21 protein-coding genes are annotated in these 18021 nt (G+C 63.3%); 9 read left to right on the forward strand and 12 right to left on the reverse strand.

Features of this window, described 5'->3' with window-relative positions; all coding sequences use genetic code 11:
* Positions 1-3: 3 nt before the first annotated feature.
* Both ACT6VE_RS24545 and ACT6VE_RS24550 read right to left on the reverse strand, forming a co-directional pair.
* Complete coding sequence (locus ACT6VE_RS24545; RefSeq protein WP_444800970.1) at positions 4-657, reverse strand: response regulator; 654 nt, start codon at positions 655-657, stop codon at positions 4-6.
* A gap of 71 nt (positions 658-728) precedes the next feature.
* Positions 729-1157, reverse strand: a complete 429-nt coding sequence (locus ACT6VE_RS24550; protein WP_444800971.1) for a hypothetical protein — start codon at positions 1155-1157, stop codon at positions 729-731.
* Between the two features lie 90 nt (positions 1158-1247).
* Between ACT6VE_RS24550 and ACT6VE_RS24555 the strand changes: the two genes are divergently transcribed.
* From ACT6VE_RS24555 to ACT6VE_RS24565, 3 genes are all read left to right on the forward strand, one after another.
* Complete coding sequence (locus tag ACT6VE_RS24555) at positions 1248-1613, forward strand: DUF952 domain-containing protein (RefSeq protein ID WP_444801014.1); 366 nt, start codon at positions 1248-1250, stop codon at positions 1611-1613.
* Complete coding sequence (locus ACT6VE_RS24560; protein WP_444800972.1) at positions 1613-2698, forward strand: quinone-dependent dihydroorotate dehydrogenase; 1086 nt, start codon at positions 1613-1615, stop codon at positions 2696-2698. The genes ACT6VE_RS24555 and ACT6VE_RS24560 overlap by 1 nt, the downstream gene beginning before the upstream one ends.
* A 134-nt stretch (positions 2699-2832) precedes the next feature.
* Complete coding sequence (locus ACT6VE_RS24565; protein WP_444800973.1) at positions 2833-3177, forward strand: DUF2934 domain-containing protein; 345 nt, start codon at positions 2833-2835, stop codon at positions 3175-3177.
* Positions 3178-3194: 17 nt separating this feature from the next.
* Here ACT6VE_RS24565 and ACT6VE_RS24570 read toward each other — a convergent pair whose 3' ends face one another.
* Genes ACT6VE_RS24570 through ACT6VE_RS24585 form a run of 4 tightly spaced genes read right to left on the reverse strand, consistent with a single transcriptional unit; the run spans position 3195 to position 5676 of the window.
* Entirely contained in the window at positions 3195-4556 is a 1362-nt protein-coding gene (locus ACT6VE_RS24570; RefSeq protein ID WP_444800974.1) for an MATE family efflux transporter, read from the reverse strand.
* 10 nt (positions 4557-4566) lie between these two features.
* Positions 4567-4887, reverse strand: a complete 321-nt coding sequence (locus ACT6VE_RS24575) for a putative quinol monooxygenase (protein ID WP_444800975.1) — start codon at positions 4885-4887, stop codon at positions 4567-4569.
* 31 nt (positions 4888-4918) lie between these two features.
* Positions 4919-5407, reverse strand: a complete 489-nt coding sequence (locus tag ACT6VE_RS24580; protein ID WP_444800976.1) for a CAP domain-containing protein — start codon at positions 5405-5407, stop codon at positions 4919-4921.
* Between the two features lie 2 nt (positions 5408-5409).
* On the reverse strand, positions 5410-5676 hold the full coding sequence (locus tag ACT6VE_RS24585) for a DUF6460 domain-containing protein (protein WP_069060097.1): 267 nt from the start codon (positions 5674-5676) through the stop codon (positions 5410-5412).
* Positions 5677-5818: 142 nt separating this feature from the next.
* Here ACT6VE_RS24585 and ACT6VE_RS24590 point away from each other — a divergent pair, with 142 nt between their 5' ends.
* On the forward strand, positions 5819-6760 hold the full coding sequence (locus ACT6VE_RS24590; protein ID WP_444800977.1) for a methyltransferase: 942 nt from the start codon (positions 5819-5821) through the stop codon (positions 6758-6760).
* Positions 6761-6813: 53 nt separating this feature from the next.
* Positions 6814-7449 carry a YitT family protein gene (locus ACT6VE_RS24595; RefSeq protein ID WP_444800978.1) on the forward strand — a complete coding sequence of 212 codons (636 nt, stop codon included), beginning with the start codon at positions 6814-6816 and terminating at the stop codon, positions 7447-7449.
* Between the two features lie 33 nt (positions 7450-7482).
* On the opposite strand, the gene ACT6VE_RS24600 is transcribed toward ACT6VE_RS24595, so the two are convergent.
* Entirely contained in the window at positions 7483-8493 is a 1011-nt protein-coding gene (locus ACT6VE_RS24600; RefSeq protein WP_444800979.1) for an N-acetylmuramoyl-L-alanine amidase, read from the reverse strand.
* Between the two features lie 124 nt (positions 8494-8617).
* Between ACT6VE_RS24600 and ACT6VE_RS24605 the strand changes: the two genes are divergently transcribed.
* Positions 8618-11140 carry a ligase-associated DNA damage response DEXH box helicase gene (locus ACT6VE_RS24605; RefSeq protein WP_444800980.1) on the forward strand — a complete coding sequence of 841 codons (2523 nt, stop codon included), beginning with the start codon at positions 8618-8620 and terminating at the stop codon, positions 11138-11140.
* 13 nt (positions 11141-11153) lie between these two features.
* Entirely contained in the window at positions 11154-11879 is a 726-nt protein-coding gene (gene pdeM, locus ACT6VE_RS24610) for a ligase-associated DNA damage response endonuclease PdeM (RefSeq protein ID WP_444800981.1), read from the forward strand.
* Positions 11880-11892: 13 nt separating this feature from the next.
* Here the strand turns inward: pdeM and ACT6VE_RS24615 are convergent, their stop codons facing one another.
* Together ACT6VE_RS24615 and ACT6VE_RS24620 are read right to left on the reverse strand one after the other, a co-directional pair.
* Positions 11893-13116 carry a PQQ-dependent sugar dehydrogenase gene (locus ACT6VE_RS24615; protein ID WP_444800982.1) on the reverse strand — a complete coding sequence of 408 codons (1224 nt, stop codon included), beginning with the start codon at positions 13114-13116 and terminating at the stop codon, positions 11893-11895.
* Positions 13117-13233: 117 nt separating this feature from the next.
* Entirely contained in the window at positions 13234-13788 is a 555-nt protein-coding gene (locus ACT6VE_RS24620; RefSeq protein WP_444800983.1) for a dihydrofolate reductase family protein, read from the reverse strand.
* 106 nt (positions 13789-13894) lie between these two features.
* Between ACT6VE_RS24620 and ACT6VE_RS24625 the strand changes: the two genes are divergently transcribed.
* Entirely contained in the window at positions 13895-14404 is a 510-nt protein-coding gene (locus ACT6VE_RS24625; RefSeq protein ID WP_444800984.1) for a winged helix-turn-helix transcriptional regulator, read from the forward strand.
* Positions 14405-14480: 76 nt separating this feature from the next.
* Complete coding sequence (locus tag ACT6VE_RS24630) at positions 14481-14921, forward strand: universal stress protein (protein ID WP_444800985.1); 441 nt, start codon at positions 14481-14483, stop codon at positions 14919-14921.
* 2 nt (positions 14922-14923) lie between these two features.
* Here ACT6VE_RS24630 and ACT6VE_RS24635 read toward each other — a convergent pair whose 3' ends face one another.
* The 3 genes from ACT6VE_RS24635 to ACT6VE_RS24645 all read right to left on the reverse strand — a co-directional run.
* Positions 14924-15718, reverse strand: coding sequence for a TIGR02186 family protein (locus tag ACT6VE_RS24635; RefSeq protein WP_444800986.1), 795 nt, complete (start codon positions 15716-15718; stop codon positions 14924-14926).
* Positions 15715-16641 (reverse strand): sulfite exporter TauE/SafE family protein, encoded by a 927-nt coding sequence (locus tag ACT6VE_RS24640; protein ID WP_444800987.1) that lies wholly within the window; start codon positions 16639-16641, stop codon positions 15715-15717. The genes ACT6VE_RS24635 and ACT6VE_RS24640 overlap by 4 nt, the downstream gene beginning before the upstream one ends.
* Positions 16642-17097: 456 nt before the next feature.
* A partial coding sequence (locus tag ACT6VE_RS24645; RefSeq protein WP_444800988.1) for a peptidoglycan-binding protein occupies positions 17098-18021 on the reverse strand: 924 nt, incomplete at its 5' end.

Consider the following 18021-nt stretch of genomic DNA (forward strand, 5'->3'; position numbering starts at 1 on the left):
GGATCAGGCGGCCGCCTGTGCGGCGCCGATCTTGCCGAGCTGGATGACCGCCTGGGTGCGGCTGTCGACATTGAGTTTCAGGAGAATTGCCGAGACATGCGCCTTGATGGTCGCCTCGGAGACGCCGAGTTCATAGGCGATCTGCTTGTTGAGCAGGCCTTCGGCGAGCATGGCAAGCACGCGGGACTGCTGCGGGGTGAGCGTGCGCAGCCGCGCGATGAGGTCTGCCACCTCGCTGTCCTGCTCGGGTCCGCGCACATAGCCGCCGGGCGTATAGATATTGCCCTCCAGCACCCGGCTGATACCCTCGCGGATGTCCTCGATGGAGGCCGATTTGGAGATGAAGCCGGAGGCGCCGAGATCGAGCGCGCGGCGGATGGTGGCCGGATCGTCGCTTGCCGAAACGATGACGACCGGCAGGCTCTGGAATTCGGCTCTCAGCGAGATGAGGCCGGAGAGGCCGCTGACGCCCGGCATGGCGAGGTCAAGCAGCAGCAGATCGGCATTGGCATTGGCCTCGGCCGCCTTGCGCGCCGCCTCGAAATCCCCCGCCTCGACGATATCGGGATTGCCGTCCATTCCGGTCAGCGCCTGTTTCAACGCGCCGCGGAACAGCGGATGGTCATCCGCGATGATGATCGTGAGTGCCGATGCCATGCGCTCCCTCCCAAGAGTATATGGACCTCGTGACGGAGGCAGCACGGTCTCAGCCGGCGCGGAATACTCCGTCAGGTCTTCTGCGGGATCGTGTCTTTCCCGGGGACGGTTTCCTCCTCGCCGTCCTCCAGGTTTTTCACGATGCCCATGAACCTTTGCATCATCTTTTCCATGATGCTCATCGTCCGGTCAATCTCTTCATCCGTCGGTAGTGCGGGTTTTGCATCGGTCAGTGCGGTTGCACCGCCTTTTTCCAAAGCTTCGACACGCTTGGTGAGCAGATCGAGTTCCTTCTCGAAGGCGGCACGCTCGTCTGCGGCCATCCGGCAGACGATCTGGCCATCCCGCTCGCGACACAGCGAAACCTCGCCCGTCGCGGTGTCGAGACGGACAAAGCCGCCCTCGGTCTTGTCCATGCGGTAGCGCCCCTCGCCCTCGGCCTGGGCAGAGCCCGCCAGGAAGGTAGCAATGACGATCAGGGGCAGAGCGTGAATTCGCATGCAAAATCCTCCAAGAGCCGGTTTCCGGGCCTGTCGCCGGTGGACATTCGCCGTTCTTTGCGGCAAGCGCTACCGTTGAATGCGGTAGCCATGGGAGAAACGGGCGAGATGGCCAAAACAATCTACAAGATCGTTCCGGCAAGTCTGTGGCAAAAAGCCAGGGAGGCCGGGTTTTTCGAGGGCGCCGCAATCGACCTGACCGATGGTTTCATCCATTTCTCCACCGCCCCCCAGGCGAAGGAAACCGCCGCCCGCCATTTCGCCGGCCAGAACGATCTCCTCCTCGTCGCCGTCGACGGAGAATCCCTCGGCGAAAAACTCGTCTACGAGACGTCGCGGGGCGGTGATCTCTTCCCCCATCTTTATGGCGCCCTGCCGCTGTCCGCCGTACTCTGGGAAAAGCCCCTGCCGCTTGGCTCCGACGGCACCCACCAGTTTCCGGAGATGTCCCTCTGATGTCGCTGCTTTCGACGCTTGGCCGCAAGGGCCTTTTCCTGTTCGACCCGGAAACCGCGCACGGCATGTCGATCGCCGCGCTGAAGACCGGCATCGTACCGGCCTGCCCGGCAAAGCCCGATCCGCGCCTTGCACAGACCATTGCCGGCCTCACCTTTCCCAACCCGCTCGGCCTGGCCGCGGGATACGACAAAAATGCCGAGGTGCCGGAAGCCCTGCTGCGTCTCGGCTTCGGCTTCACGGAAATCGGCACGGTGACGCCGCGCGCCCAGGAGGGCAATCCGAAGCCGCGCATCTTCCGCCTGGTGGAGGACGATGCCGTCATCAACCGCCTCGGCTTCAACAATGCCGGCCATGCGGCAGCGCTCGAGCGGCTGAAGGCCTGCCGGCGCGATGCGCTGATCGGCGTCAATATCGGCGCCAACAAGGACAGCACCGACCGCATCGCGGACTATGTTGCGGGCATCCGCACCTTCTACGACGTCGCCCGCTATTTCACCGCCAACATCTCCTCGCCCAACACACCGGGCCTGCGCGACCTTCAGGCAAAAGACAGTCTCCACGCGCTGCTGTCCTCGGTACTGGCTGCCCGTGCTGAAGAAGCGGCCCGCAGCGGGCGCCAGGTGCCGATCTTCCTGAAGATCGCACCGGATTTGACGGAAGAAGGCCTCGACGACATCGCCGAGGTGGCGCTTGCCCATCCGCTCGACGGCCTCATCGTCTCCAACACGACGCTGTCGCATGCCGGCCTTCGCAATACGAGCCATGCCGGCGAGGCGGGCGGCCTTTCCGGCAAGCCGCTGTTTGAAAAATCGACGATCGTGCTTGCGAAGATGCGCAAGCGCGTCGGCGAAAGCCTGCCGATCATCGGTGTCGGCGGCGTTTCCTCAGCCGAGACGGCAGCGGAAAAGATCCGCGCCGGTGCGAACCTCGTGCAGCTCTATTCCTGCATGATCTATGCAGGTCCGACCCTGCCGGGCGAGATCGTGAACGGCTTATCGCGCCTTTGTGATCGCGAGCAGATCGCCTCGATTTCCGCGCTTCGCAGCACGCGCACCGCCCATTGGGCGGACCGTCCCCTCTGATCACAAGGGAACCAAAGCTCTCCATCCGGGTTATTTTTCTGCGGGTGGAGTGTCCGGCAAAAGCCGATTCGCATCGACGGTAGCCTGCACCGATCCCGCCGAAACGGCCGAAAAGGCCGGGAAGGGACGATACGATGGATGATCACGACGAACGGATCCGGCAAAAAGCCCATGACATCTGGGAGGAAGAAGGCCGTCCGGAGGGCCGGGAATATTCGCATTGGCTGCGCGCCCGTGCGGAAATTCAAGAAGAAGACGGCAAGGTCAGCGGTCTTGTCCAGCGCCGGGACCAATCTTCGGGCGAGGCCATCGAGCGGACCAGCAAAGCCGATATCGCCCTCAACGCGCTTCCACCGGGCACCGTGCCGGAAAATCCGACGGCGGAAAATCCCGACCGCATCGTCCGGCTGAAGCCGAAACAGGTGAAAAAGCCGTTGGATGCTCGCGACATCGACGCCCAGCTTGACGAGCCGTTCTGAATGGCATGGGTCGGAGCCTAGCTCCGGCCCACCCCGGAGAACTGCCGCGCCGTCAGCACCGGCAGGCGCAGGGCAAGAAAAATCCCCCGAAACGCCAGAAACAGATTGAGCGCCAGCCAGAGCCCATGATTGCCGAACAGCGGCACGAAGACTGCAAGCGCGATCAGATAGCCGGCGAAGGCTGCGAGCATCATGTTGCGCATCGCCGACGACCAGGTCGCGCCGATGAACACGCCGTCCATCTGGAAGGCAAGTGCCCCAGTGATCGCCGTCAGCGCCGCCCAGGGCAGGTATTTTGCGGCCTCCGCCCTGACACTTTCCGTCGTCGTCAACAAGCCGATCACATCCGTACCGAAGGCGAGGAAGAGCGCCGTCGTGATCGCGCCGAGCCCGAACGACCAGAGCATGGTGAGCTTCACCGCGCGGTCGAAAGCCGGGCGGAAATTCGCGCCGAAGGCCCGGCCGACCAGTTGTTCGGCCGCGTTGGCGATGCCATCAAGATAATAGCCGGCGACGAGAAAAATGTTCATCAGCACCGCATTGGCGGCAAGCACCAGCGGCCCCATCGACGAGCCAATGCGCGTCATGATGGCGAAGGCGCCGATCAGCACGAAGGTGCGGATCATGATATCCCGGTTGAGCGAGAACAGCGCCCGCAGCCGTTCGCGCGCGAAAATTTCGGCCCGCGCGGGACGATGAGCCCGGTCGAAGCGCGACACGACGATGAGGAGACCCGCCAGCATGCCGATCGTCTCGCCGGCAAAGGTGCCCCAGGCGATGCCGGCAATGCCCCAGCCGAGCCCGAGGCCAAGCGTAATCGACAGCACGATATTGATGCCGTTGATGATCGCCTGCAGCAGCAGCCCCGTCATGCCCTGTCCGCGGCCCAGCACGAAACCGAGCAGCGCATAGTTGGCAAGTGCCATGGGGGCGGCCAGCACGCGGATCGTGAAATAGGTGGATGTAACCTCCGCGACACCCGGCGACGGCGCCATCAGGAAGAGCCCGGCAGACAGCAGCAACGGCGAGAGTAATGCGATTCCAAGCCCGCAACAGAGCGCGATGATCAGCGAGCGCCAGTAGACCGCCTGTTCTTCGCGCCGGTCGCCGCGGCCGAAGGCCTGCGCCACGAGGCCTGTGGTGGAGGCGCGCAGAAAATTGAAACTGCCGAGCAGAAGATCGAAGATCACCGCGCCGATGGCCATGCCGGCGAGCGCATCCGCCGAGCCTAGTCGGCCGGCAACCGCCGTGTCAGTCAGCCCGATCAGCGGCGTCGTCAGGAAACCGAGCGTCATGGGAATGGCGATCGCCAGCACCAGCCGATGCGTCACCTCGAAGGGACCGGCGCCCTCGTTTTCGCTTGCTGCCGTCGCGCTCATGCCCTGCCCTCTACTTGGCACTCATCAGGATCGGCGTCACCGGCACGAGGCGGAGCGCGCGAACCATGGAGGCCGTGAGCATCTTGTACTTCTGAAAATGCGGCGTGGCGAGGTGGACCTGATACGCGCTTTCATCGGCATAGACTTCCAGCAGCCGGATCTTCTCCGGCGCTTCGACAAGGGAAACCGCATGCAGCATCAGGACGCCCGGTTCGAGCCGAACGGATGCTTCGATTTCTTCCGCAAGCAAGGCTTTGTACGCGTCCAGCTGCGCGGGGTCGATTTCGAGCTCGGCAATCCGGACGATCTGCTGATCTCGATTTCGGTCCACGCGCCGCTCCAATGGCTACGAATATGGAAACTCAGCCAGACAGCACCATCGCCCAGTAAGGCCGGTTGCCGGACGAGGGATTGGACACCACCGCGACGCCGAGGCCCTGAAAGCTCTTCCCCAACATGTTTTCCAGATGTTTTGGCGAACGATACCAGGCATCGAAGGCTTCTGTCGCACTATCCTGCCCCGTGGCGATGTTCTCCGCCGCCGGCAGCGCCACCTCCATGCCCTTCATGCGCTTGGCGAAATTGGCACCGAAGCCGATATTGTGCTCCATCTTGCCGGCAGAGGCCATGCGGCTTGCCTGGTCCATCGCCGCACGCTGCGCCGCCTTGTCGATGGAAAGCGCCGGCAGGCCGCGGTCGGCCCTGAGCTTGTTGACGAGGGCAAGCGAGGCCGGCGTCTGGTCGCTGCCGGTGCCGGCCGACGGGCTCAAAACACTGGTGGTGGAGCAGCCCGCGGCAAGCGCTGCGACGGCCGCCGCGGAGGCGGTGAGAAGAGAACGGCGGGACAGCATGATCAGCGGCGATAGCTCACGAGGCGGATGAGGATGAAGACCGGTATGACGATGACGGCACCGAGCAGCAGGTAATCGCCTAGGCGCCCGAGCGTCTTGAAGCCGGTATTCCACAGGTCGAGGAAGAAATCGCGCACCGCAAACAGAATATCGTCCGGGTAAAGTCCGAAGATCGACATCAGGAAGCCCACCGCCACCGACAGGATCAGGAGCTTGATGAGCACGCGCAGGGGGCTGTCGCCAAGAAACCCGTTCACGCCATTCGACATCCGCTGATTCTCCAAAAATTCGTGTCCTTCAGATAAGCGCTCAACCCTTGCGCCGCAAGCAACGGTCGCCGGTCCGAGAATTCGCTTGCCTTTTGCCGCGGCCCTGCCATGTAGCGTCGCAGTTCCCCGTTTCCGAGCCCACATGACGAGCCCGCATTTCTCCTCCGGCGACCTCATCGCCGACCGTCGTGCCGACTATGCCCGCATGTTTGCGGAATCGGGCGAGTTCGCGGAGGCATACGAGGTCATGGAACAGGCGCTCGAACAGGTACCGACCTGGGCCGCCGGCTGGTTCCGGCTTGCCGAATATGCCGAGAAATCGGGCCGCAAGGAGGCGGCGACCGCCGCACTCGAAAAAGTCGTGGCCCTCGACCCGACCGATATTTTCGGCGCCGGCCTGAAACTTGCCGTGCTGGGCGCCGCAGAAGCCCCCGCTACGCCCCCGAGCTCCTATGTCGAACGCCTCTTCGACGACTATGCCAACCGTTTCGACACGGCTCTCGTCGAGCGGCTGGACTACACCGTACCGCAGACGCTCGCTCGCCTCGTGCTCCAGCATGTCGGCGACGATGCACGGTTCGGCCTCGTTTCGGATATCGGCTGCGGCACCGGCCTGTTCGGCGTGGAAATCCGTGCCCATGCCGGCCGCCTCGAAGGTTTCGACCTGTCCGCAGGCATGCTGGCGAAAGCAGGGGAAAAGGCGGTCTACGATCATCTGGCGCGGGCCGACCTGTCGCTGCCGGCGCAAACAAGCGGCCTCTTTGCCGCGGCAGGGGAAGCCCGCGCCGACCTCGTCAGCGCCGCCGACGTGCTGATGTATCTCGGCGATCTGGCAGAGGTTTTCCCGAGCGCTGCCCGGCTTGTCAAACCCGGCGGCCTCTTCGCCTTTTCGGTCGAGGATGGCGGCGAGGGCGATGCGCCCCTGCTGCGCCCGTCGCTGCGCTATGCCCATCCGGAAGCCTTCATCCGCCGACGGATGGTGGAAAACGGCTTCGACCTCGTCGCGCTGGAAAAGAGCGTGATCCGGCGGGATGCCGGCCAGCCGGTGCATGGCCTGCTCTTCTTCGCGCGGCGGCAGGGATAAGCTTGCACGGGCGGCGGCGCCCTATACAACACAAAGATCATCGGAGATCAGGCATGGACGTTGACAAGCGGCGTTACGGCTTCTGGAACCCCACCCCGACCCGCCATACCCCGCTGGAAGATGCGCAGGGCCTGTTTGCGAGCAGCATGATCGCCGCACTCGGCCTCGCCTTGATGAGCAGCGCCGGGCTGGTGGCAAGCGGCACGGCCGGCGTCGCCTTCATCCTGCACTATCTCACCGGCTACAGCTTCGGCCTCTTCTACACCGTCGTGAACATCCCCTTCTACGTGCTGGCGCTAAAACGCCTCGGCTGGGCCTTCACGATCAAGACGATCATCGCCGTCTCGCTCACCTCCGTCATCACCGAGTTGCAGCCGCATTTCGTGCGCATCGAGAGCATCGATCCGATGTGGACGGCGGTGCTGGCCGGCATCCTGCTCGGCTTCGGCCTGCTCGGCCTCTACCGCCACCGTGCCAGCCTCGGCGGCGTCGGAGTGCTCGCGGTCTACCTGCAGGAGCGTTTCGATATCCGCGCCGGTCTCGTCCAGCTTGCCTTCGATCTTTTCGTGCTGGCCGCCGCCTTTCTGGTCGCCCCGCCCTTCATCGTGCTCTGCTCGGTCGTCGGCGCCGTGGTGCTGAACCTCTTCCTCACCGTAAACCACCGCGCCGACCGCTATATCGCCATGTGAAATCTTTGAGGACCGTTGCTTCTGACGCCGTTGTCAAAGACCCATTGCGCTCATCCACTCGTGAACGGCTTCCTTCTGGACATCGCAACTTCCGCCTGCTCTGCCTCCATACTTGCGAAACAGGTCGCCGCAGCAGCTTGTCGGCTTGACGCAGACATGTGGGATGACATTGGCTTTCGGGATTTCATACTCCTGCATGAGCCAGCGTATCAGTTTTGCTGATACCTTTTCCTGCTCGGGTGTGATCTCGTCTCCCGGCGCTGCAACATGCTCGATCCCGATAGACCGGGCATTCATGGCAGATGATCCTGCATGCCATGCGCGTTCGCTGTCATTGACCATTTGCACGAGGGCTCCGTCACGGCCGACGATGTAATGTGCCGACGTGCGCGGATTACCGTGCTTGAACCATTGGATCGATCCCTCAATGTTGCGGGATGTCGTATAGTGAACCACGATATGGTCGATATCGGTGTTGTTTCTGCTCGACTGATGCGATGTTGGCTCCCAGCGATTGACGGGAGGCTTTTGATCCTCCGCCCCATCGCCCGAGCCACAGGCCTCACAGGCAAAATTGCCGGAGGAATGCATTTCCCCATGCTGCGTCGCGCCGGACTGCCCAAGCTGGGTCTCGGCCTCCTCCAGCAGGTTGATGACTTTCTCGGCATAGCTCGAATTTTCAGCCCATATCGGGCCGATAAACGCAATGAAGAGCTCCGGGTCGCTGACCCGACTGCGCCAGCCTTCATACGGTGCGCGGTCGAGAAAGGCCCAGAAGCCGCGAATGAAGTTCTCCTGGTTGGCAAACTTGCAATATTTCGCCGTTCCGTCATGTGCTTCATAATCCACGGGCGTGGCGAACGGCTCCATTTGAGCCCGCCATTTCATCCCGGCGTAATTTTTGTGTTTTTTCGCAAGCTCGGACGTTCCCCGGCCAGATTCCAGTATCCACATTGCAAGGGTCACTGGTTTAAGCTTTGGGAATTCGATGGCCTGGTTTGCGTACAAGGTGACAAGCTTGGAGAATTCGACATTCAACGGCATCTGCCTCTCCCTCAGTGGTCCCTAATGAATCCTAGGGTTTACTAATATTGCATAAAATTACCCAAGGTGGAAATCATGTTTTGTTTGCGACACGCCAGCTTCCGCCTGCCCCAGTGGACATGAGATGAGGGCAAGCCCGGCAGTGGATGCGCATCTCCTTCCCGCCCCCTTCACCGCCTGGTTTTCGGCCAAGGGTTGGCAGCCGCGTGCGCATCAACTGGAGCTGCTCGCGCGCGCCACGGCCGGCGAAAGCCTGCTCCTGATCGCCCCCACGGGCGCCGGCAAGACACTGGCAGGCTTCCTCCCTGCCCTGACCGACCTCACGCGCCGCGGAAAAACCCCGCCAGGCAGCCCTTTCACCGGCATCCACACGCTCTACATCTCGCCCCTGAAGGCTCTTGCCGTCGATATCGAGCGCAACCTGATGAAGCCTGTTTCCGAGATGGGCCTACCAATCTCGGTCGAGACCCGCACCGGCGACACGCCGCAGGCCAAACGCCAGCGCCAGCGGCTCAGCCCGCCGGACATCCTGCTGACGACACCGGAACAGGTGGCGCTGCTGATCGCCAACGGCGAGGCGGAGCGGTTCTTCAAGGACCTGAAATATGTGATCTTCGACGAGCTGCATTCGCTCGTCACCTCCAAGCGCGGCCATCTGCTCTCGCTTGGCCTCGCCCGGCTGCGCCGTCTTGCACCGGGCCTGCGCACCATCGGGCTTTCCGCGACGGTCGCCGAGCCGATGGATTTGCGCCGCTGGCTGGTCGCGCAGCAGCCGGGCGGGGAAACCCATGCCGGCCTCGTCATCGCCCCCTCTGGCGCGAAGCCGATCATCACCATCCTCAAGAGCGAGGATCGCGTACCGTGGTCCGGCCATTCGGCGAAGTACGCCATGCCGGAGGTCTACGAGGCGATCAAGGCGTACAGGACGTCGCTGCTCTTCGTCAACACGCGCAGCCAGGCGGAAATTCTCTTCCAGGCGCTCTGGAGCATCAACGAGGACACACTGCCGATCGCGCTGCACCACGGCTCGCTGGATGTCGGTCAGCGCCGCAGGGTGGAGGCGGCCATGGCGGAAAATAAGCTGCGCGCCGTCGTCGCCACCTCGACGCTCGACCTCGGCATCGACTGGGGCGACGTCGATCTTGTCATCCATGTCGGCGCGCCAAAGGGCGCTTCGCGGCTGGCGCAGCGCATCGGCCGCGCCAACCACCGCATGGACGAGCCGAGCCGCGCGATCCTGGTTCCCGCCAATCGTTTCGAGGTGATGGAATGCCAGGCCGCCCTCGACGCCAACTATCTCGGCGCGCAGGACACACCGCCGGTCGGCCAGGGCACGCTCGACGTGCTCGCCCAGCACGTGCTCGGCATGGCCTGCGCCGCGCCCTTCGACGAAGACGTGCTGTTTGCCGAAATCACCTCCGCCTCGCCCTATAGCGATCTGCCCCGCGAAAAATTCGGCCGGATCGTGCAGTTCGTCGCGACCGGCGGCTACGCGCTAAAAACCTACGAGCGCTATGCCCGCATCCGCAAGACGGTGGACGGGCTCTGGCGTGTTTCCAATCCGGGCGTTGCCCAGCAATACCGCCTGAACCTCGGCACGATCGTTGAAATGCCGATGTTGAACGTGCGCATGGTCAAACGCGGTGCACGCGGTGCCATCGGCCGCGGCGGCGCCTCGCTCGGCAAGGTGGAAGAGTATTTTCTCGAAATGCTGGCGCCCGGCGACACCTTCCTGTTTTCCGGCAAGGTGCTGCGCTTCGAAGGCATCCGCGAGAACGAATGTCTCGTTTCCCAGGCCTTCTCGCTCGACCCGAAGGTTCCGGCCTATGCCGGCGGCAAATTCCCGCTCTCCACCTACCTCGCCGATCAGGTGCGCAGCATGCTGGACGACCCGCAGCGCTGGGGCGCACTGCCCGAGCAGGTGCGCGACTGGCTCGCCCTGCAACGGGATGTTTCAGCCCTGCCGAAGCGCGACGAACTGCTCATCGAAACCTTCCCGCGCGGCAGCCGCCACTACATGGTCGCCTATCCTTTCGAAGGACGGCTGGCACACCAGACGCTGGGCATGCTCTTGACCCGCCGGCTGGAGCGCGCCGGCCGGCGGCCGCTCGGCTTCGTCGCGACCGACTATTCGCTCGCCATCTGGGCGCTCGACGATCTCGGCTACACATTCGCCGTCGAACGCCCGTCGCTCGAAAACCTCTTCGATGAGGACATGCTGGGCGATGACCTGGAGGCCTGGCTCGACGAGAGTTTCATGCTCAAGCGCACCTTCCGCAATTGCGCCGTCATTGCCGGCTTGATCGAGCAACGCCATCCGGGCAAGGAAAAGACCGGGCGGCAGGTCACCGTTTCCGCCGACCTGATCTACGACGTGTTGCGCAGTCATGAGCCGGACCACATCCTGCTTGAAGCTACGCGCAGCGATGCAGCGGCGGGGCTTTTGGATATTCAGCGATTGGGCGATATGCTGATGCGAATCAAGGGCCACATCACGCACCGTCGGCTCGACCGTATTTCGCCGCTCGCCGTGCCGATCATGCTGGAAATCGGCAAGGAACCGGTGGCAGGCGAGGCGCAGGATTCACTGCTGGCAGAAGCAGCCGAAGACCTGATCGCCGAGGCGATGGGCGAGACACAGATTTAGGAATAGGACGCGCATGCAGAGGTTGGCTCTGGCATCGATGGACATGCAGGATTTCGGCGCCGTCTCGGCGCGCACCGTCGTTGCCGGCGTCGAGGCCGTGTGCGATCCGCTCGGCGCGCTCTATCTGCCGGAAACCCGGCTGCTGGTCGTCTCCGACCTGCACCTGGAAAAGGGTGCCGCCTTCGCGCGCCGCGGCATGATGCTGCCGCCCTACGATACGCTCGCCACGCTGACGGTTCTCGAAGCCGTCATCGCCCGGCACGATCCGGCAATCGTCGTCAGCCTCGGTGATAATTTCCATGACCGTGTCGGCTCCGCCCATCTTCCGGAGATTTTCCGCAGCAAGATCACCGACCTTGCGCGCGGGCGCGACTGGATCTGGATCAACGGCAACCATGATCCGGACGGCACTGTGGACCTGCCCGGCCAATCCGCCGACGAACTGCACTATGCCGGCCTCGCCTTCCGCCACGAGCCGTCGCTGATTTCCCCCGCCGGCGAGATCGCCGGGCACCTGCATCCGGCCGCCACCGTCGTCCGCCGCGAGAAGGCGGTGCGCCGCCCCTGCTTTGCAACCGATGGGAAGCGGATGCTGATGCCCGCCTTCGGTCTGATGACCGGCGGCCTCGATCTGCGCCACAAGGCGATGATCGGCCTCTTCGACCGGCCAAACCTCATCGCCCACATGCTCGGTCGCGACCGCATCTATTCGGTGCGCTTCGCGAACCTGCGCGGTTGATTGCTTCCCGGCGCTAACTTGCCTTCACCAGCCTGAGGATCGTCGATTCCCCGCCGCCTCGCCCTTCCGTCACCGCAAAGACGGTGCCGTCCGGCGCGACCTTCACGTCGCGGATGCGGGCGTCGAGCGGCACGCGTTCCTCGCGGGCCACCTTGTCGCCCTCCATGTGCAAGACGACGAGGCCCTGGCTGACGAGGCCGCCGATCAGGAAGGCGCCCTTCCATTCCGGAATGGCGTCGCCGTTATAAAAGGCCATGCCGGAGGGGCCGATTACCGGGTCCCAGTAATAAACCGGCTGTTCCGTGCCCTGCAGCGTGGTGATGCCCTCGCCGACCGGGCTGCCGCTATATTCGATGCCATAGGTCACCTTCGGCCAGCCGTAGTTCTTGCCCGCCTCCGGGCGGTTCAGCTCGTCGCCACCCTTCGGCCCATGCTCGACGGTCCACAGGCGGCCCTGGCCATCCAGCGTGGCGGCCTGCAGGTTACGGTGGCCATAGCTCCAGATTTCCGGCAACGCGCCGTCCTGCTTGGCAAAGGGATTGTCGGAAAGCGCCTTGCCCTCCGCGTCGATACGGAAAACCTTGCCGAAGCCGCTGCCGAGATCCTGTGCTCCGACACGCGTCTCGCGGTCCGAGCGCTCGCCGACGGTCACGTAGAGCTGCCCTTCCGGGCCGAAAACCAGCCGTGAGCCAAAGTGCTTGTCGCCGTCATAGGTCGGCATCTGCTGGAAGATCACCTTCACGTCCTGGAGTGCCAGCTTGCCATCCTCTTCTGTCAGCCGCGCTGAGGCGACCGACGTGCCGTTGCCGCCCTCGCGCGGTTCGGAGAAGGAGACGTAGATGCGGTTGGAGCTTTCGAAATCGGGGGCCAGCGCCACGTCGAGCAGGCCGCCCTGCCCTTCGGACATGACCGCTGGAACGCCCTCGATCGGCGGACTTGCCTCGCCGTTTTCCTGCGAGACGACATGCATGGCGCCTTCCTTCGTCGTCACGAGGATGCGGCCGTCGGGCAGGAATTCCATGGCCCAAAGATGCGGCAGGCCTTCCGCCACGACATCGACGCTGATCTCAGGCACCGCATCGGGAAGAGCCGCGCGGGTCTGGTTTTCGAAGGCCGGCTTCTGGTCAGGCGCGTTGGCATTTTCGGTTTCGGCCGTCTTTGCCGTCTGGGCGAAAGCCGGAGCAGCCAGAAGTGTGGCGGCGAGCATGGTTCCTGCGAGACGTATGTTCGTGCGCATGGTGGTTTCCCTTGTTCGATCGCAAACGAGACGACGGGCCGCGTCCGCAACCCGCCTTAGCGCCGCAAGGGGTCAACACCGTGGTTTGTTTCAACACATCTCTTCAAGAAATGTTTATCAGGCCGCAGCCGGCGCATAGCGTGCGAGAATTGCACCATTCGAAAGCGGCTTGGCCTCGACCAGATCGAAATCCCGCCGCGCGCCCTCCTTGAAGAAGGGCGTGCCCTTGCCGAGCTGCACCGGCACGATCGCCAGCATCACCTCGTCGACGAGCCCGGCCTTCAGGAGCGAATCCGTCAGGTCGGCGCTGCCAAAGACGTAGATCGTCTTGTCGAGCGCCTGCTTGCGCCTCGTGATCTCGCCGACAATGTCGGCCGTCATTTCGGTGTTGTTCCAATCGGACGACACGATCGTGCGCGAGGCAACAAGTTTCGGCAGGGCATTCATGTAGGCCTTCACCTCACCCTCGTCCTCCGCCGTCGTCCAGTAGGCCTTCATGCCCTCATAGGTGACACGGCCGAAGACGAGCAGGCTGGCGGAAGCGCCGAAGTCGCTGCTGAGCTTTTCCAGCTCCGGTCCCCAGGCCCGGTTATGAAAGTCGAGGTCCCATTTCTTCTCGCCCTCGAAGAAGCCGTCGAGCGTCACGAGGTTCCAGACGATTACCTTTGCCATCTCCATTTCCTCCGTGGTGGTGCCGCTTTTCTAACCAGTTGCGATTTGCAACTGGTTGATAGATAGCAAAACCGATTGTACTCTGCAAGCAGTTTTGGAGATCCTGATGAAAGACGCCCACCGTTCCGGCTGCCCGATCAACCTGACACTTGAAATCCTCGGCGACCGCTGGAGCCTGATCATTCTGCGCGACATGATGTTCGGCAACCGCCGCCATTTTCGCGAACTGCTGACGAAATCGGAAGAAGGTATTGCTTCGAACATTCTCGCGGACCGGCTGCGCCGTCTTGTCGACGAAGGCCTGATCAGCAAGGCAGACGATCCGAGCCACAAGCAGAAGGCGCTCTACAGCCTCACCGAAATGGGCATCGCGCTGGTGCCGGTCTTCGCCATGATGGGCGCCTGGGGCCGGCGCTTCCTGCCGGTGACGGAGGACCTGTCGATCCGCGCGGAACTGCTGGAGGATGGCGGCCCGGAGATGTGGGACGCCTTCATGGAGGAGCTGCGTGCCATCCATATGGGCAGCCCGCCGCCGGCCCGCTCGGTCTTCGGAGAATTGCAGGCCGCCTACGCGGCGACCGTCGCGCGCGGCGTCAAATCGACGGCGCCGGCTTGACGGATGCCCGCCTGTTGATTTCCATCAAGGCCACAGCCGGTTCGCACCCTAGATTGGGCAAAAAGGAGATCGTGTCATGTACAAGCATATTCTCGTTCCGACGGACGGTTCGGAACTGTCCTCGGCCGCCGTCGAGCAGGCGCTTCAGCTTGCCAAAGCGCTTGGTGCGAAAGTGTCGGTCATGACGGTGGCCGAGCCGCTGCACATCCTGCCGATCACGCCGGACAAGGTGATCAACGTGCGGGCGGAATACGAGGAACAGGTGCGCCAGGAGGGCCTGCGCATTCTTGGCTCGGCGGAAGACAGGGCCGTCACGGCGGGCGTTTCGGCGGCGACGGTGCAGGTGACGGCGGGTGATGCCTGGCAGGCGATCATCGATACGGCCACGGAGCGCGGCTGCGACCTCATCGCCATGGCCTCGCACGGCCGGCGGGGCATCGGCGCCTTCCTGATGGGCAGCGTCACCACCAAGGTGCTCAGCCACTCGACCATCCCGGTGCTCGTCTACCGTTCCTGACCTCAATCCTTGCGGTAGACGACGCTGGCGAGCCAGCCTGTAAGAAGGGCGAGAAAGACGGAAAAGGCGCCATAGGCGAGCGAATTGTTGTAGGCGGCATTGGAGATCATCTGCTCGATGCCGGTCTTCATCACGCGCAGGGGCAGCGCCTTCTCGGCGATGAACACGCCATCACGGAAGAGATGCGCACGCACGACATGCGTGCCGTTCGGCACGCTCGCCGGCAGCCGCACCGTCGCCTTGAACAGGCTGGCGCTGATGAACTGCACGCCGCCCGGATCCTTCTGGTAGAACCCGCCGCTCTCCTTCAGCCGCCGGAACGCGTCGCGGAATTCGGTGAGGTTGCTGCCGTCGCCGAGATAGCCGACCGGCGACAGGCGGATATGCTGGATGCCGACCCCGACGCCGTTCAGCATGGCGGGCTCGGCGATCGTCTCGACATCGCGCGTGCTCGACAGCGAATAGGATTCCGGCACCAGCTCGAAGGTCATCGAGCGGCGGTTGACCCAGATGCCGAAGACACGCTCCTTCACGCGAACCGTATTATTGTCCTTCGGCCCTTCGAGCGCCACGACGATGTCGTACTTGCCCTGAGCCAGCAGGGCGGGATCATAGTTTTCGATCGCCCCGAAGATCGTCAGGTCGGCACCGCGGAAATCCGAGGAAATGGCGATCTCGTCCGTCGAAATGCCGATTTCGAGCTTTTCGGGAAACTCCACCGGCCTGTCTTCCAGCACCTGCGCGGCGGCGGGAAAGGCAAGACCAAGCGCCAGCAGGAGGGCGGCTATCGTTCTCATCGATAGACCCCCTCGCTGACGACGGAGTAGAGATCCCGCGGCGTGACGACAAGATCGACCGCAAGACGGGCGCCGACGGCCAGAACCAACAGCGCCAACAGCGCTCGCAGCTGTTCGCCGCGCAACCTCTGGCCGACCCGCACGCCATATTGCGCGCCGATCACGCCCGCCACCATCAGGATGAAGGCCAGAACGATGTCGACCGAATAGTTCGTCGTCGCCTGCACGATCGTCGTGTAGGCGGTGACGAAGATGATCTGGAACAGCGAGGTGCCGACGACGACATTGGTCGGGATGCGCAGCAGGTAGATCATCGCCGGCACCATGATGAAGCCGCCGCCGACACCCATGATGGAGGTGAGGATGCCGATGCCGAAGCCGAGGCCGATCACCGGAATGACGCTGAGATAGATCTTCGACTTCTTGAAGCGCATCTTCAGCGGCAGGCGGTGCACCCAGCTGTGTTGGCCGGGGCGGCGCAGCGACACCGGCTGGTTGGTGGCCGCGCGGCGCAGCGCCCGGATGCTTTCAAGCAGCATCAGCGTCCCGACGGTGCCGAGCAGCACGACATAGAGCAGCGAGATGACGAGGTCGAGCTGGCCGACGCGGCGCAGCAGGGCGAAGATCCATATGCCGACGGTGGCGCCCGCAAGGCCGCCCGCAAGCAGCACGGTGCCGAGCTTGATGTCGAGCGTGCCGCGCCGGAAATGCGAGAGCGCGCCGGATACCGACGAGGCGACGACCTGGTTGGCGCCGGTCGCAACGGCGACGATCGGAGGGATGTTGTAGAAGATCAGCAGCGGCGTGATCAGGAAGCCGCCGCCGACGCCGAACATGCCGGACAGGAAACCGACGGCCGCGCCCATGCCGAGAATAATGAAGATATTCACCGAGAGCTCTGCGATGGGCAGATAAACAGTCACAACGATACCCCGATCGGCAATTTTCCCCGCATAAGCGGGCTTATTCTCGCAGTCGCATTCACCTTCGTTACCTCCCGACGAGACACTCCATCGGCAAGCTGCGGATGCACGGAAGCGCCGCGCCGCGGGAAGGGAGGCCCCCTCCATCGGCCGGTCGCGCCTTGCATCGCGCAAGGATCGGTCAATCGGCGCAGCCAATGTGGCGCGCCGTTGCCGCCCTCTAGGATAAGACGTCTGACGGACGCGTATCATCTTGGAGCGACACATAATTTTTCTACTGCATAATTCCCGAAATCAGGGCCGATTTAAGGATAAGGCGTGCAGCGCATACAAAATGCCACAGCGACCTTTGCGCATCATTAACGACGCGCGGTGCTGTGGTGAGCGTGATGCCCGTGCGGGTGTGCTCAAGTCAACCAGAGAACCCGCTTACGCGGGTTCCCGGCATGTGACCGATCAGCTCGGCTGCTTGTTGCGCTTCAACAACTCCGTCACCAGCGCGTCGTCGATCTCGCCGGTTTCCGTCTGGCCGACCGACTTCTGGAAGGACTTGATCGCGGCGACCGTCTTCTTGCCCATCGCGCCGTCCGGCGTGCCGGCATTGAAGCCATTGTTGTTGAGGATCGCCTGGATGTTGCGGATCGCCTTCTTCATGTCGACGCTGGCGGTCTTCGTCGGTTTGCCGACCCATTCGTCGGGCAGGTCGGCGGAATTGGTCTTCTCGTCGAGCGGCTGCGGCTTCCAGAGTTCCATCTCCGCCTTAGCGCTCATCAGCTGTTCCGGACGCATGGCGTTCGCCACCTCGTCGCGCTTCTCGGCCGCATCCTTGTCGCCGTCGCGGGCGGCGATAGCGAACCACTTGTAGGATTCCTCGAGGTCCTGCTTCACGCCGTTGCCGCGTGCATAGAGGATGGCAAGGTTGAACTGGCTGTCGCGCACGCCGAATTCTGACGCTTTCTGGAACCACTTCGCGGCGCCGTCGAAATCCGGCTGCGCCGTGCCGACACCCGTTGCGAGCAGGACAGCGAGATTATGCATGGCGCTCGCATTGCCCTTGTTGGCAGCGATTTCGTACAGTTGACGGGCGCGGGCGAGGTCCCGCTCGACGCCCTGGCCCTTTTCATAGAGGTTGGCGAGGCGATATTCCGCCGGTGCAAAGCCACGCGCGGCGGAAAGCTCGTACCAGCGGGCGGCTTCCGCAAGATCCGTCGCAACACCGCGACCGTCCGTATAGCGCGCACCGATCTCGAACAGCGCCAGCGGATCACCCTCCGTCGCCGCCTTGGAGAGCGAGGCCGGATTGATGGCTTCGGGGACGACGATCGCTGCCGTCTGGGTCTGGTCAATCGACTGGGCCTCGGCCGGCGCGTTGTCCGTCGT

The organism is Shinella sp. (assembly GCF_052438155.1).
Lineage (GTDB): Bacteria > Pseudomonadota > Alphaproteobacteria > Rhizobiales > Rhizobiaceae > Shinella.